The organism is Halomonas salipaludis (genome assembly GCF_002286975.1).
Taxonomy (GTDB): Bacteria; Pseudomonadota; Gammaproteobacteria; order Pseudomonadales; family Halomonadaceae; genus Franzmannia; species Franzmannia salipaludis.
This window is the reverse complement of record NZ_NSKB01000001.1, coordinates 433,965-446,662: the sequence shown is the minus strand read 5'-3', so window position 1 is coordinate 446,662 and position 12,698 is coordinate 433,965. Positions and strand designations below refer to the sequence as shown.

Here is a 12,698-nt window from a genome sequence, read left to right as displayed (position 1 = left end):
GCCGAGCCTCACTTGCCTTTCCGGCGGTCGAGCCACGTCGCCAGGTCGAACCTCTCGACGTGCTGGATGAGCTTCAGCGACAGCGGGACGACGACGATGGCGCCGATGAACCCGCCCGCTCCGTCGTGGGTCACCGGGGTTTGCGCCACGATCTCGGGTGTCATGAGATAGCCGCACAGGGCGGAGAACAGCAGCGCGCCCAGGCGCTGCCAGGCTCGCAGGTCGGACTTGCTGTAGGCCACGAGGCCGGCGCCGAGCGCCGCCCCCATCAGGGCATTGGCGTCGATCCAGGGCAGCAGGGCCGCCAGGCCGATACCGGTCGCCGTCGCCGTTGCCGCCGCTGCGCTGGTAGTTGGTTCTGCCACATCGCCCTCCTGTCGCGCATGGCCGGACACCTCACGACGCCCGTCAACGACGCCCCAGTGATGCCACCGTCTTTACGATTGCGCCGCAGGCCCTGATCACACCGTTCAAGCGGTCGCTGACGGCAGCCTGCAGCTTCAGTTCCTGCTCCTTCCCCTTGCGCCAATCGGCGTAGGCCTTGCCCTCGAAGAAGGCCTCGGCCTCGCTGCCGGTCATGCGCAGCGCGTCGGGAAGTGATGTCGCCGAATATAGGGCCAGGCTATGGGCGAGCAGCCGCTGGTTTTCCACCCAACTGTCGCGCGAGGTCTGTGAGGCAGGCGCCAACTGGAAATCGCGCCGGCGGCTTGCCAGCCGCGCTATCCTCCCTTGGCAGGGCCATCAGGCCGTGCTCGTCGGCATCGATCAGAAACAGGTGGTCCAGCTCCTGGCAGGCGGCGTCGAAGCCGGCCGACAGGCGGGCGAACACACTCTCGGGGTAGCGAGTGATGACACGCATGCGCTCCAGCAGAGCGGCGTCGATATCACCCTCGGCCGGTACCGCGTTGCCATTGGGCACGAGCTGCGCCGCCATGCGGCCGATTCGCCAGTGCGCCAGGCCGTCGACGCCCGGCAGTTCGCCGGTCAAGCGCTCGACGGCACCGGCCAGGGCGCCGGTCAGGTGGCGTGCCGTCCAGTGGTCGCCCTCGATCTCGCCGACGTCTACGCTGTCGGCGCCGTAGTCACGCTCGCCCGTCAGGTAGTCGGAGAAACGCGCCTTGCCACCGGCCAGGCTGAAGTCGGGGCCATCGTCCAGGGTCGACGCCATGTAGTGGCAGACAGCCATCGTGCGCTCCTGCACCGTCCACTGGTCGGGATCGGAAACGCCTTGGGCATCGTCGACGGCCGCGCGCAGGAAGACGGTCGTCGCTTCTTCGTTGAGGTGTGGCGGAATGGCCGCCAGGGCGATGGCGTCGATCATCGCCAGCTCTTTGAGGCGCACCGTCAGGCGTCGGGTGCGCAGGGTCGGGAAGTGAATCATCACGGCACTCCTTTCATGGCGTCCCAGTCGTGGCGGTCCAGCGCGGTCAGCGTGCTGAACGTCACCGGTATCTGGATCTGGACGAAGCGACCAAAGCGGTCAGATGGGGAGTTGAGCGGCACGCCGATGTTCTCGACCACCATCGGGGCGTAGGTGCGGCCCTTGTAGCGCACGGCCAGCAGCGACGGCGCCGCCGACGGCATGGCGGCCTCGATGAAGCCGTTGACGTCGCGCTCGCCGCGCTGGTACCAGTCGAGCGCCGCGGTCAGCAGCGTGCCCTCCGGGGCCAGGAACTGAGGCAGCACCCAGCGCATCAGCTGGTCGAGCGGCGCCTCGACCTCGGCGCCCGGGTCCCGCCAGGCACGCAGCATGATCGTCGCCTGAAGGCGGACGGGCGGCATGCCGCTGAACACCTGCGTGCTGTTGAGCTTGGTGATGCCCGTGCGCCCGCGCGCGGTCTCGCTCACCTCTCGGGTGGCGCCGCCGACGTCGTCGCCCAGTCGCTCGGCGATGGGCTGGATGGCGCCGCTCTGCAACATGGCGGCCAGTGTCGGCGCCCTGGCCTCGGGACCGGCACCGTCGAACGGCGATTGCCAGTTGAGCGTGGCCTCGAGGTTGGCGTCGTCGACGAACAGGCAGCGCACCAACGGGCTATCGTCCAGCTGCTCGCCGACGTGGTCGACCTCGTAGATGGTGGCGATCAGGTGGGGATTGATGCCGTCCCACAGCGGCCCCAGCCCATCAAATGGCAGCACCATGTCAGACTCCCGTCAGAAAAAAAGGCGGCCACCGGCCGCCAAGCAACACCCCTCGAAAAGGGTTACATCCCCATCTTGCGGCGCACGCGCATCGACTTCAGGCGACGCGCCTTGGCGCGCGGACTGTGTGCCTTGTTACGCGCCTTGCGAATGGCCAGCTTCTGCTTGCCGGACAGCCGCACCTTGCCGGACACGCGCTTGTTGACGCGCTTCTTCTTGCCCCCGCGAACGACGGTGCGCTTGCGGTAGGTGGCGTCGAAGACCGCCTCCTGGTCGGCGTCGTCGAAGGTGAAGTTGTCGATGGCGGTATCGGCCTCGTCGTCGCCGTCGGGCAGCGCGGCCGCCACGGCGTCGCGGATCCGCTCGGCGGCCTCGTCGTCCCAGTCGTCGAGCAGCAGGCCGATATCCTCGTCTTCGATACCCAGGGCCGACAGGTAGTCCCAGGCCGCCTCACGGGCGACGTCGACGACCTCGTGCTCGTCCTCGTCGAGCTCGCCGTCCTGGTTGCCGTCGGCGATGCCGACCATCATTGCCAGCAGGCGGTCGGCGCTGCTCTCGCCGTCGTCGAGGTCGTCTTCCTCGATCCACTGCTGGATGACGGCCACGGCGTCCATGCGCAGGCTCATGTGCTCGTGCTCGCCGGCACTGTCGAGCATCGGTTCGCCGGCATCGTCGAGCAGCAGGTACCGCCGAGACTCCTCGGCGGCGGGCTTGGGGTCGGGCTGCTTGTGGCGCGGGTACATCACGCCACGCAGCATGTTTTGCAGATCAGACATGGTCTCTCCTTAGCGGCTCAGCGTCTGGGTCACGTGGGTCTGGCGGTTGGTGCCGTCGTAGCGCAGCCAGTAGCGGACATCCATGAGTTCATACGGCCGCTGCTCGTTGGGCTGGACCTCGAAGCGCCAGGCCGCGCCGCCCATGGCCGGGTCGTCGGACGGTACCAGCCATCCGGAGGCTTCCGCGCCCTCGAACAGAGTGGTCAGGAAGTCCCGCATGCGCTTGATGGAGACGTTCATCGGCAGCTGCAGGAAGTCCTTGCCGGCGCGCGTGACGGCATCGTCGACGGAGGTCGACATGTCGGCGACCGCGATCAGCTTCTTCAGGCTGGAATCCACCTGCGCGCTGGTCAGCGAGTCGCGGAACACGTAGCGACCGCCCCCGGAGTAGTTCTCGAAGACCACCGGGTTGATCTTCGCCCGGGCCAGGGCGTTGAGCTCCTGGTTGTTGGGCGTGTAGGTCTGCACGATGCCCTGGCGGCGAACCGGCCACTCACGGCCGGCAATCGGGTAGTTCTTCGGCGCGAAGCCCTTGGCGTTGACACGCGCGTTGCGGCCGCACGCCAGCGCGATGTTGAGCGTGGCGGTACCGAAGTGGCGCTTGCCGTTGATGCCGGTCGGGTCATTGCTCTTGAGCGGCGCCCAGAAGACGTGCAGCAGGTGCGCCTCGGCCATGCTGCCCAGGTTCATCTGCTCGACGAAGGCAATGGCGCCCTCGACGTCGAGATGCCCGGGAACGTCGACGCGCAGCTGACGGTTGGTGTCGAAGCCCAGCCGGGCCAGCTCGGCGATCAGTGCCGGCGCCTCGCTGCCGCCGGACGCGATGTAGGCATAGCCGTGCTGAGTGCCGTAGAGCTGGTCACGGGCACGCACGTAGTCGTCGACGGCGTAGGCGGTACCGCCCTCGTCGAAGTACTCCAGCACCTCGGAGGTCGCCCACTTCTCGCGGAAGATCTCGTCATAGCCGTAGGCGTCGGAGTCCGGCTCGATGACGGTCGTGGCGCCGGTCAGGACCTCGAGGCGGTCGGTACGGCTTTCGATGACGTTCGGCAGGTAGTAGGAGTTGCCGCTGTCGTCCTTGGCGTCGCGATCCAGTGAGCCCGTGATCTCGATGAGCTTGTCGCCGTTGGGCTCGAGCAGGCGCAGGGTGATGACGTCGTTGGCGACGTTGACCCCGCCCTCGCGCTTCTCGTCGGCCCGGAACTCGACCATCACGCCGTCGTTGAAACACTCCAGGTGCTTCACGGCGAACAGGAAGGCGGATTCGGGCTCGGTCTCCGACACCTCGAAGACGAAGCCCCCGGTCGGCTCCTCGGGATCGCCGGCCACTTCCTCCCGGACCACGATCCAGCTCAGCACGGCGGCGTCGGAGTGCAGGCGCGCCACCACGGCCTCGTAGGCGCCGTTGTCCAGCGCCTCACGGACGTGGACATAGGCCTCGTTGAGCTCGTTGTCACGCATCGGCTCGCCATGCCCCAGGCGCTGGCGGACGTTGCTGCGATTGACCTTGAAAGCGCGGTCGATGCGCCCGCGGGAGGCGCGCATGGCAATGGCGAACAGCTGGTCCTCATTGCCGGTCGTCGGAATCTCGGAGCCGTCGACCAGGGGGTTCAGCTGAACCCCCGACTCGGCGCCGAGCTGTCGTACGAATGACACGGTCATGGCTGATGCCCCCTTTTAGTCGTCAGCCCCGGCGGCGGCCTTGGCTTCCTCGAAGGCCTTGAGACCCCCGGCGGTCAGCGTGCCGTCCTCGCGCACCTGGTTGCGCAGCGGCTCGAAGCGCACGCCGTCCAGCTCGACGACAAACGCCTGCTCGTCGTCCTGCACGATGGTGACCGCCACTTCTACCCCGCCCTCGGGCGTCTGCTCGGTGCCGTCACCGCCAGCGCTATCGCCGTCGCCGCTGCCGCTGGTGTCGCCGGTTTCGCCGGCATCACCCTCAGGCGCAGGCTCGGCGGCGGCCTTGGCTTCCTCGGCTGACGGTTCGGCCGCTTCCAGGATGACCAGTTGGGCGGCGTTGTTGAGCCTGGCGATCTGCTCCAGGCTGGATACCGCACGCTGCAGGCGGTCGTAGTCGCGGAACGTAGCCACGCCGCTGGCCAGCGGGCGCAGCTTGATACCGGCCTCGGGCAGGCTGAGCGTGATCGTCATCTTGTTGGCGACGTTCACGGTCAGCGGGAACTCGGCCCCGCTGAACGCCTCCTTGGCCTTCTGGTTGGCGCCCATCCCGCCTACGGCGGGGCGCCCGATGACCAGTCGAGTCATGTGCTACTCCTTAGAACAGGTTGGTGACGTTGATCAGCGCGCAGCCGGTGGAGCTGGGCTGGTGCGGGTTCACGCTGGTGAAGTTGCGCGCGTAGAAGCCGGCGCCCGACTTCAGGTCGGCGTTGGTGGCCAGCGGAATCACGGTCGGCGGCACGGCATCGCCCAGCACGAACGGGTTGCGGGTCACGTCGGTGGCACGCCCCACGCACAGCACCTCGGCGCTGTTGGCGGTCTCGAGCACCACCTTGGGGCTGTAGTAGACGTCGTAGCGGCCGAACAGGCGGCCCAGGCGGAAGATGCCGGGACGCTCGACGACGCCGGACGGCTCCCAGATATCGGCGGGCAGGCCCTGCATCTGGGCGGCGACGTTCTCGCCCACGTAGAGGTGGGTGACGCCGTGGTTCATGGTGGACAGCGCCATGCGCTGGCTGACGGCGCCCACGACGGCGTTGAAGTCGCGCCACACGTCGGCCCGGGACTTGTAGTCACCCTGCGAGGCCCACGCGAAGTCGAAGGTCTCCTGGTTGCGGCCAGCCAGTCGACGCGCCTTGCGCAGCACCTCGTAGTGGCGCTCGTTGGCGAACTGCGACTGGATGCCGAGCACGCCCTCGCTGTACGGGTCCAGACCCAGCTCGTTGGCCATCTGGGTACGGCTGTCGATGGTCTGGTGGGTGGTCACCCGCCACGGCTTGGCGAACAGTTGGAAGGTGTCGACGGCGGTGATGATCTCCGGCGTCAGCTCCGGGGCGCGCTCGTAGTCGATGAACGACTCCACCAGCACGTGGGAACTGGCCGGCAGCGGCGGCTGGGCGGTCAGAGCGATGGCGCCGGTATCCGGGTTGATGGTGCCGCCGATCTGGTGCGTGGTGCCCTCGATGTCGACCTGGCCGCTGACCGCGGACGTGCCGGTACCGGTGGAGCTCACTTCCTTGGCGACGATCATGCCGTCGACGTAGACGATGGCGCGGCCGCGCAGCAGCTTGACCGTTGCGGCATCGGGGTCGCAGGTCTCGTCGGTGTCCTGAATGGCGGTCAGCTTGCCGGTGATGTTGCCGGTCGGGTCGCCCTCGGCGTCGGTCTCGACCTCGCACTTGTGCTCGCGGCTGGACGAGATGTAGGTGTCGCCGGAATTGGCGCCGTCCATGATGCCGCCAGCGCTGTAACGACCGTAGTCGCGGCCCGCCTGGTGGGTCATGATGGCCAGCTTGGCCTCGTTGGAGTTGATATCCGCCGGCAGGTAGTGGGCAAACGGAATCGCCTCGGTCAGGGCGGCCAGGATGGCGACCACCGCCCGGTTGGGCTGGAGCGACAGCGCGTCATGGCCTTCGCTGGTCGCGGAGTCCAGGGTCATGCCCATCTTGCGGCGCGCGTCATTGGTGGTGGCGTAGGCCAGGTGAATGGCCTGCTGCATGACGTCGGCCGGGCAGGGGGCGCCGTGGGCCTGCTCGTAGACGGCGGCGCCGTCGAAGATGGCGCGCGACAGCATGGATGCGGACTTGTCGTCGGCCTCGTCGAGTGCGGCTTGCAGCTTCTGCGGCACCTTGACGCCGGCACTCTGGTTGATCGCGGTGGTCAGGAAGTCGTCGGCAGCGGCCGAATCGAAGACGCCGCTCTTGACCGACTCCTGGCGGAAGGAATCGATGAACTCGGCGACCTCGGCGGTCTCGCGGCTGTGGTAGTGGTGAGGCATAGCCCTCTCTCCTTTGCTCTACGGTAGGTGCAAGGCCGACCAGGTGGCCGGATAGGGTGAGTCTGAGCCCGCTCCCGGACGGGTCGGCGGGCGATTTTCCGGGTTTGCGGGCACAAAAAAGCCGGCGCGTGGCCGGCAACGGTCGACAGCAGCAAGGATCAGGCGATTTCGTCGTCTTCCGGCTCGTCGGGATCGAGGATGTCCAGGTCGTCGCGGCGGTTGACGACGTAGCGCGGCACGAAGGGCGGCACGTTGACCACGGCCTCGACGGCGATGATCTCGTAGGCGATCTTCGGCGCCTGCTCGCCCTCCCCCAGCCGCAGGTAGATGACGTCGCGGTTCTTGACCTCGAAGCCGCCGGGCTCGCCGATCATCTCCTCGGGCTCGATCAGGAAGCGCAGCTCGTCGGCATAGCCGTTGTTGGCGTCGCGCCGGTCCATCATCTGCGACGGTTGGAACTGCTCGGCCGGCAAGGCGAAGCCCAGGCCGACCATCTCCCAGCGGATGTCGTCCTCGTCCTCGGGGTTGAGCACCATCATGCCGCCCAGCGTCGGCGCGCCGCCGGCTTCCGGGTCGGGGCGGCCGATCTGGCGGCGATAGACCTCGCAGTTGTAGGCGTTGGGATGCCGGATGATGACGTTGCGGGCCATGGCATTGATGCCGGACGGCACGTTGTTGAGCATTACCGCTTACCTCCCTGAAGAATGGCGACAGCCTGTTCTGGCGTTAGGCCCAGCTGCCTGGCTGCCTCTACCAGCTTATCCCTAGCGCCGGGCGTCGCACCCAGGGCCTGCATGCGCTTGCTGCCGCTGGCCGTGCGCTTGGGCTTGGTGGTGGTCGCCCGGCTCTGCCGGCGCAGCGCGCGCCGTGCACGGTCGTAGTCGCGGTCGCCGGTACTGGATGGCCCTCCCCGGGGGCGCCTAGCCTGTTTCTCGGCCAGGCGCTCGGCCTCCTGCTGCCGCTGGCGGATATGGCCGGCGCCATCCTCGGATTGGCGCCCCTTGGCGATGGCGCGGGCCAGGAAGGCCTGCACGGCGCTGCCGCCCTCGATCTCGGCCATGACGCGCAGCACGTGCTTGCAGGCCACGCCGTTGAGCTTCGGGTTACGGATCTTGGGATAGCCGGTCTCCGGCCGGCCGGCGTTGTAGCGGCCGATGGTGGCGATGTAGCGAAACCAGTAGCGGTGCCGACCGCAGTCGCAGTCGAAGCGCACGCCCTCTTTGCGCAGGCGGGCGGCGGCCCGCTGGGGCGACTCCGCGCCGGACGCGATGGCCGTCTGGTAGCCGGTGAACTCCACGGTGACGTGGTGGCGGCTGACGTCGCTGTCCGGCCCCGCGTTGGTGATGAAGCGCACCTCCAGGGAGCTCACCTGGCCGTTGCTGCCGCGCAGGCCTCGGCCGGCCGTCGGTACCGCGGTGGTGATCTGGCGGCGGGCGCGTTTCCGGTCATCGAACAGCGACATGTCGACCACCTGGCGTGCCGTGATGCCGCCCTTGAAGCGCTGACCGGCCATGCGGGCGTTGTGGCGGAACATGGCCAGGTCGTCGGCGGTGATCGGCCGCACCTGTCCGCCCAGGGTGGTCATCAGCAGGCGGCCGGCGTCGTAGTCGCCGCGCACCTCGTTGGGGTTGAGGATGTTGGGCGCCGCTCTGCGCTCGTCGGCGTCCTGGCGGGCGCGGGCGCGCGCCTCGCCGGCACTGCCGCTCAAGCGGCCTATGGCTCGCCGGTCTCCGGCCATCAGTCAGTCCTCCACGTCGGGCGGCCGCCCTTGCGGTGGTCGGCGCGCGACTCGAAACCGGCGCGGCGCTTGAACGCGCGCAGGCGGTCAGCGGTGGGCAGCACCAGGCGCTGCTGCTCCAGAGGCTGGTCGACGGAATCCAGCCCGGCGGCGGCCATGACGGCCAGAAACTCACCGGCATCGCCGTAGACCTTGCGCGCGGTCAGCGTGATGTCCCAGCGCTCGTCGGGCGCCACGTCGTGATAGATGGCCTGCTCCCAGGGCTGCACCGACTGGGCGAAGTCGCGCACCAGGCGGTAGTAGACGCGCGCGGCCTGGCTGTGATGGTCGACGCTCATATGGTCACCACCCTGCCGGACAGCAGATTGTTCAGGTCGTCGGCCATGTTGACGACATCGGCCACCGCGGAGTAGCGCTTGACGTAGCGGCACAGCGCCAGGGCGCCGACCTGCGCATTGCCGGTGTCCGGGGAGATGCGGTAGAGCGGCCCCGTGACGTCGACGCCATCCATCTCGATACCGCCTGCCGGATCGGCCCGCATGGCGCGCTCGGCGAAGCGCAGCCTGGCGCTGCGACCATCGGACGCCACACTGCCCTTCAGGTCGTAGTAGGCGGTGATGGCCTCTCTCAGGTCGGTGTAGGCGAACAGCGAGTCCCGGTCGGCCCGGGTCTCGGTCTCGATCAGCACGCAGCCAGGTCGCCGCGGGCGCAGGTCGACGGACGCGGCCACCACCAGGATGCCGGTGTCTTCGTCATAGGCGGCGAACACCGTGGCCGGACGGCCGGCATAGCCGGCGATATTGGCTTGCAGCTCGATCATGGGCTCGGCTCCTGGCCGACGGCATCGACCTCGTTGGTGAGCGGGTAGCCCGCCGGGTCGTCGGTACCGGGCGTGCCCTTGCCGTCGTTGGGCTCGCCGGCCTTGGGCGCCATGAAGATGGGTACCGTGCACTTCAGCGTCAGGTCGACGGCCAGCACGGTCAGGTTCTGGCTGCCGGTGTCGATGCTCGAGGCCGGGTTGTCGGGCGCCTCCACCTGAGCCGGGTACTCGTGCTCGAGGCCGGCGAACGGGTAGCGCGCCAGGAAGCGGCGCCGGCTCGGCGAGTCGAGGAACAGCAGCAGCTGGGCGGCCAGGCTCTTGGCCGTCGGCTCGTCGCTGGCGAAGATGGCCACCTGCGCCCTGACGTCGCCGGCCACTGCCTTGACGCGGAAGTAGCGCTGTTTCGGGTCGTCGGGAAAGGTGATGTCCACCGGGTCGGCGATCTGCGTCGTGAACTCGCGGCCGGCCGGCACCCAGTCCTTGGCCACGGCCACCAGGATGACCGGCAGGTCGGGCGGCCGTGTCGGCCCCTGGCGCGTGTCGTTGCGCTGGTAGGCGGCCAGCATCTCCTCGGCCCGGTCGACCATGCGCGTCGGCGCCCAGGCTACGCAGTACGGGAAGCCGCGCTCGACGAATTCGACCAGGGGGCGCGTGGTCGGCACCACCTCGGCATAGAACGCCTGCATGAACTCGCCGAGCCCGGCCTTGACCGGCTCAAACATGGAGGAACATCCGACGCTTCAGGCGCAGGTAGTCGCGGTCGTTCTCCACTTTCGCCTCGGGATCCTGGAAGCGCGGCAGCGCGCTGTCCATGAAGAACTGGCGGTCGCGCTCCAGCTGCTTGGTCACGTCGCGGGGCGTGGCCGCGCTGTCGGTCAGCACGGCCTTGCCAGCCTCTTCGTGCTTGCTCAGCAGATCGAGCAGCTCGCTGTTCTCGCGCTCGAAGCGGGCGGCGGAATCCAGGGCCAGGCGCATGCTGGCGTCCATCATCTCGAACAGCCGGTTCATGGCGTCCATCTGGTCGGCGTGCTCGGCCGCCAGCACGTCATCGAAGGACATTTCGCCGCTGGTCACGCTGTCCAGCACCAGGTCATAGCCCCGGTTGGTCGAGTAGTTCGGGTCGTTCACCCAGTCGAAGCCGTAGAGCTCAGGCTTGCGCGGGTCGATGGCAGACGAGAAGCCGCCGACGCGATTGGCGTACATGCGCGACGCCAGTTGCCCGGTGGCGGTGTCCAGGAACTCGGTCTGGTGCTCGATGGTGCCGTCGTCGTAGGCCCGCAGATGGGTGGTGACCACCGCCGGCTCGACGGCTTGGGCCTTGCCATCGGCCATGCCGCCCTCGGCGGGCTCCATGCCGAAGCGCACGCGCGGCCAATGGCCGAAGTAGCCCAACATGCCGCGCGTGGCCACGCGCTCCTGCGTGGCGGGACTGTTGACGCTGGCCACGATGGCCGGAATGTCGAAGTTGCGCTCCACGCCACGGAACTGGCGGCCACGCTCCTTCAGGTTGTACTTGATCAGCGGAGGTTGCTGCATGGTGATGCCCTCACGGTTGACTCCCATGGGGGCATGATGCGGGAGGGGTGTCACCGCTCCCGGTCGGGTTTTCCTACATGGCCCGGGGCGGAAAGACGAACGCGCTCGCCGGTGGCGCGCTCGTGAGCGTCCAGCCAGTCGCCCTCGAACGGATTGCGAAGGTCGGCGTCGGGCAGGTCACGCTCGTCCAGGGCATCGTCTTGCGCCACCCGCCGCCTCAACCACTGAGATACCAGCCTCAGCATGACGGATCCACCGCCATCAACCAGTCCCGGCGGCGCCTCTCGGTAATCTCCCAGGCGCCGTGCAGCGGATGGCTGGGCGGGAACGGGCTTTCGGACTGATTGCGAAGCCTCAGGCGGTCGACCATCTCGGTGAGGCGCTCCAGGGTCAGGGGTTCGGTCTCCTCGACGGGCTCGCAGCCGGTCGTCAGCAGCTGGCCGGCCTCGTCGTCAACGGCCCCGAACACCCTGGCGGCCAGGGCCCGCTCGATGTCGCCGGGCTGCCGACTCCTGGCTTGTGCGCCTACCGTCGCAGCAATCTCGCTCTTGCTTCCGATGTGCATCGTTCGCACCTCGTTCAATGTCGCCGTCATCATCAGCCTCTCGGCAGGTAGAGCGCGGCGTCCTGGCCTACATTCCTGCCGCTTCCAGTGCAGCAACGATGGTGTTCATGTTGGCATCCACTGATTGCATCAGGCGCTCAGATAGCGCTGACTCCTCCATGCCATGCGCAGACCACTGGGATAGGACGCGGCTCATCGCCTCGTCAGCATCGTACTCAGCATGCGGGCGGCGACCTTGCTCGTCGGCATTCGCAACCTCAATAACCGTAGCGGCAAAGTTAGCCACGGCACACGCCTCCATGGTCACGTCACGCTGCCCGCCGCCGGCAGGCACATCTACCCAGCACTGCATCTCGGTGCGATACATTTCTTCGGCCCGGCCGTCCCGGTAGGCATCAAGCATCATGGCAGTGATCTGCTGCACCTGGTCGCCGGTCAGAATTGCGGAGCCCGAGCGGGCGCCCTGAGCAGCCTGGGGCTGCCCGCCACTACCTGCTGCCACCCCCTGGCGCGGCATTCCAAGCCGCTCACGATCCTCTCCGGCGAGGCTGCGCACGAAATAGAGGTATTGGGTGCCGTTATACCCCGTCAGAACCGCCATATTGGGGGAGCGCTGCATTGTGGCCAGCCTTCCCCCGCCGATGCGGAAGTTGAACGAGCGATTCTCCTCATCGATGGATTCAACGACGGGATTCAGCGATCGGTTGGCGAATGCCATGTGGAGCCGACCACCTTCGACCCCCACCCTGAGCATGGACTGCGACACGCGGCCGATGCCCGCAACGTACTCGTCTGATTGGGAGTAGACACCTCCGAAGACATCGTTGATGAACTGGGCCTGACGGTCATTCAGGCGAGGGGCGTTCTCCCAGGCGGACACGGCCTGCTCTCTCGACTGGCGAACTTCCTGCTGCCGGCGCTCGTGCTCGGCATTCAGGCGCTCTCGTTCAGCCCTTGCTCTGTCTGCCGCACGCTGACGCTCCTCGGCAATTGCCTCGCTCTGTCTGGTAGTGGACTGGGCGGCATGGCGCTCTGCCTGTTGCCGCGCTTCGATATCCGCCAGCCTTTCGTTCACTTCAAACAGCGGCTCGGCATAAGCGGTGGTCGCCACCACTCCTGCAAAAAGCGCTGCCATCACTCCTGTTTTCATCATTAGATCCCTTCTATCC

The 12,698-nt window shown here is 67.6% G+C and carries 17 protein-coding genes; all 17 read right to left on the bottom strand.

Annotation, left to right across the window (positions count from 1 at the left end; genetic code table 11):
- Window positions 1-8: 8 nt before the first annotated feature.
- On the bottom strand, window positions 9-365 hold the full coding sequence (locus CK498_RS02340) for a putative holin (RefSeq protein WP_176475692.1): 357 nt from the start codon (window positions 363-365) through the stop codon (window positions 9-11).
- A gap of 43 nt (window positions 366-408) precedes the next feature.
- Window positions 409-651: a hypothetical protein gene (locus CK498_RS02335; RefSeq protein WP_095619240.1), complete on the bottom strand. Its 243-nt coding sequence runs from the start codon at window positions 649-651 to the stop codon at window positions 409-411.
- Window positions 623-1,381 (bottom strand): hypothetical protein, encoded by a 759-nt coding sequence (locus CK498_RS02330; protein WP_095619239.1) that lies wholly within the window; start codon window positions 1,379-1,381, stop codon window positions 623-625. Before CK498_RS02330 ends, CK498_RS02335 begins: the two co-directional genes overlap by 29 nt.
- Window positions 1,381-2,139, bottom strand: coding sequence for a hypothetical protein (locus CK498_RS02325; protein ID WP_095619238.1), 759 nt, complete (start codon window positions 2,137-2,139; stop codon window positions 1,381-1,383). Before CK498_RS02325 ends, CK498_RS02330 begins: the two co-directional genes overlap by 1 nt.
- Before the next feature lie 62 nt (window positions 2,140-2,201).
- Window positions 2,202-2,915 carry a hypothetical protein gene (locus tag CK498_RS02320; RefSeq protein WP_095619237.1) on the bottom strand — a complete coding sequence of 238 codons (714 nt, stop codon included), beginning with the start codon at window positions 2,913-2,915 and terminating at the stop codon, window positions 2,202-2,204.
- A 9-nt stretch (window positions 2,916-2,924) separates the two neighbouring features.
- Window positions 2,925-4,577, bottom strand: coding sequence for a hypothetical protein (locus CK498_RS02315; RefSeq protein WP_095619236.1), 1,653 nt, complete (start codon window positions 4,575-4,577; stop codon window positions 2,925-2,927).
- A 15-nt stretch (window positions 4,578-4,592) separates the two neighbouring features.
- The gene (locus tag CK498_RS26095; protein ID WP_095619235.1) at window positions 4,593-5,180 is read right to left on the bottom strand and encodes a hypothetical protein; all 588 of its coding nucleotides are present in this window, start codon (window positions 5,178-5,180) and stop codon (window positions 4,593-4,595) included.
- Window positions 5,181-5,190: 10 nt separating this feature from the next.
- Window positions 5,191-6,870, bottom strand: coding sequence for a hypothetical protein (locus tag CK498_RS02305; RefSeq protein ID WP_095619234.1), 1,680 nt, complete (start codon window positions 6,868-6,870; stop codon window positions 5,191-5,193).
- 158 nt (window positions 6,871-7,028) lie between these two features.
- Window positions 7,029-7,553 (bottom strand): hypothetical protein, encoded by a 525-nt coding sequence (locus CK498_RS02300; protein ID WP_095619233.1) that lies wholly within the window; start codon window positions 7,551-7,553, stop codon window positions 7,029-7,031.
- Window positions 7,553-8,608 (bottom strand): hypothetical protein, encoded by a 1,056-nt coding sequence (locus CK498_RS02295; RefSeq protein WP_095619232.1) that lies wholly within the window; start codon window positions 8,606-8,608, stop codon window positions 7,553-7,555. The genes CK498_RS02300 and CK498_RS02295 overlap by 1 nt, the downstream gene beginning before the upstream one ends.
- A complete protein-coding gene (locus CK498_RS02290; protein WP_095619231.1) occupies window positions 8,608-8,946 on the bottom strand; it encodes a hypothetical protein in 339 nt (112 codons plus the stop codon). The genes CK498_RS02295 and CK498_RS02290 overlap by 1 nt, the downstream gene beginning before the upstream one ends.
- Window positions 8,943-9,428, bottom strand: a complete 486-nt coding sequence (locus CK498_RS02285) for a hypothetical protein (protein ID WP_095619230.1) — start codon at window positions 9,426-9,428, stop codon at window positions 8,943-8,945. Before CK498_RS02285 ends, CK498_RS02290 begins: the two co-directional genes overlap by 4 nt.
- Window positions 9,425-10,150, bottom strand: coding sequence for a hypothetical protein (locus CK498_RS02280; RefSeq protein ID WP_095619229.1), 726 nt, complete (start codon window positions 10,148-10,150; stop codon window positions 9,425-9,427). Before CK498_RS02280 ends, CK498_RS02285 begins: the two co-directional genes overlap by 4 nt.
- Window positions 10,143-10,964 (bottom strand): hypothetical protein, encoded by an 822-nt coding sequence (locus CK498_RS02275; protein WP_141246897.1) that lies wholly within the window; start codon window positions 10,962-10,964, stop codon window positions 10,143-10,145. Before CK498_RS02275 ends, CK498_RS02280 begins: the two co-directional genes overlap by 8 nt.
- Window positions 10,965-11,014: 50 nt before the next feature.
- A complete protein-coding gene (locus CK498_RS02270) occupies window positions 11,015-11,209 on the bottom strand; it encodes a hypothetical protein (RefSeq protein WP_095619227.1) in 195 nt (64 codons plus the stop codon).
- Complete coding sequence (locus tag CK498_RS02265; protein WP_095619226.1) at window positions 11,203-11,529, bottom strand: hypothetical protein; 327 nt, start codon at window positions 11,527-11,529, stop codon at window positions 11,203-11,205. The genes CK498_RS02270 and CK498_RS02265 overlap by 7 nt, the downstream gene beginning before the upstream one ends.
- Before the next feature lie 67 nt (window positions 11,530-11,596).
- Window positions 11,597-12,679 carry a hypothetical protein gene (locus CK498_RS02260; protein WP_141246896.1) on the bottom strand — a complete coding sequence of 361 codons (1,083 nt, stop codon included), beginning with the start codon at window positions 12,677-12,679 and terminating at the stop codon, window positions 11,597-11,599.
- Window positions 12,680-12,698: the final 19 nt, after the last annotated feature.

What these genes read in the sequence shown, in the direction of transcription:
- CK498_RS02330 (WP_095619239.1), bottom strand. Translation starts at nt 1,381, where the DNA reads ATGATTCACTTCCCGACCCTGCGCACCCGACGCCTGACGGTGCGCCTC.
- CK498_RS02325 (WP_095619238.1), bottom strand. Translation starts at nt 2,139, where the DNA reads ATGGTGCTGCCATTTGATGGGCTGGGGCCGCTGTGGGACGGCATCAAT.
- CK498_RS02320 (WP_095619237.1), bottom strand. Translation starts at nt 2,915, where the DNA reads ATGTCTGATCTGCAAAACATGCTGCGTGGCGTGATGTACCCGCGCCAC.
- CK498_RS02315 (WP_095619236.1), bottom strand. Translation starts at nt 4,577, where the DNA reads ATGACCGTGTCATTCGTACGACAGCTCGGCGCCGAGTCGGGGGTTCAG.
- CK498_RS26095 (WP_095619235.1), bottom strand. Translation starts at nt 5,180, where the DNA reads ATGACTCGACTGGTCATCGGGCGCCCCGCCGTAGGCGGGATGGGCGCC.
- CK498_RS02305 (WP_095619234.1), bottom strand. Translation starts at nt 6,870, where the DNA reads ATGCCTCACCACTACCACAGCCGCGAGACCGCCGAGGTCGCCGAGTTC.
- CK498_RS02300 (WP_095619233.1), bottom strand. Translation starts at nt 7,553, where the DNA reads ATGCTCAACAACGTGCCGTCCGGCATCAATGCCATGGCCCGCAACGTC.
- CK498_RS02295 (WP_095619232.1), bottom strand. Translation starts at nt 8,608, where the DNA reads ATGGCCGGAGACCGGCGAGCCATAGGCCGCTTGAGCGGCAGTGCCGGC.
- CK498_RS02290 (WP_095619231.1), bottom strand. Translation starts at nt 8,946, where the DNA reads ATGAGCGTCGACCATCACAGCCAGGCCGCGCGCGTCTACTACCGCCTG.
- CK498_RS02285 (WP_095619230.1), bottom strand. Translation starts at nt 9,428, where the DNA reads ATGATCGAGCTGCAAGCCAATATCGCCGGCTATGCCGGCCGTCCGGCC.
- CK498_RS02280 (WP_095619229.1), bottom strand. Translation starts at nt 10,150, where the DNA reads ATGTTTGAGCCGGTCAAGGCCGGGCTCGGCGAGTTCATGCAGGCGTTC.
- CK498_RS02275 (WP_141246897.1), bottom strand. Translation starts at nt 10,964, where the DNA reads ATGCAGCAACCTCCGCTGATCAAGTACAACCTGAAGGAGCGTGGCCGC.
- CK498_RS02270 (WP_095619227.1), bottom strand. Translation starts at nt 11,209, where the DNA reads ATGCTGAGGCTGGTATCTCAGTGGTTGAGGCGGCGGGTGGCGCAAGAC.
- CK498_RS02265 (WP_095619226.1), bottom strand. Translation starts at nt 11,529, where the DNA reads ATGCACATCGGAAGCAAGAGCGAGATTGCTGCGACGGTAGGCGCACAA.
- CK498_RS02260 (WP_141246896.1), bottom strand. Translation starts at nt 12,679, where the DNA reads ATGAAAACAGGAGTGATGGCAGCGCTTTTTGCAGGAGTGGTGGCGACC.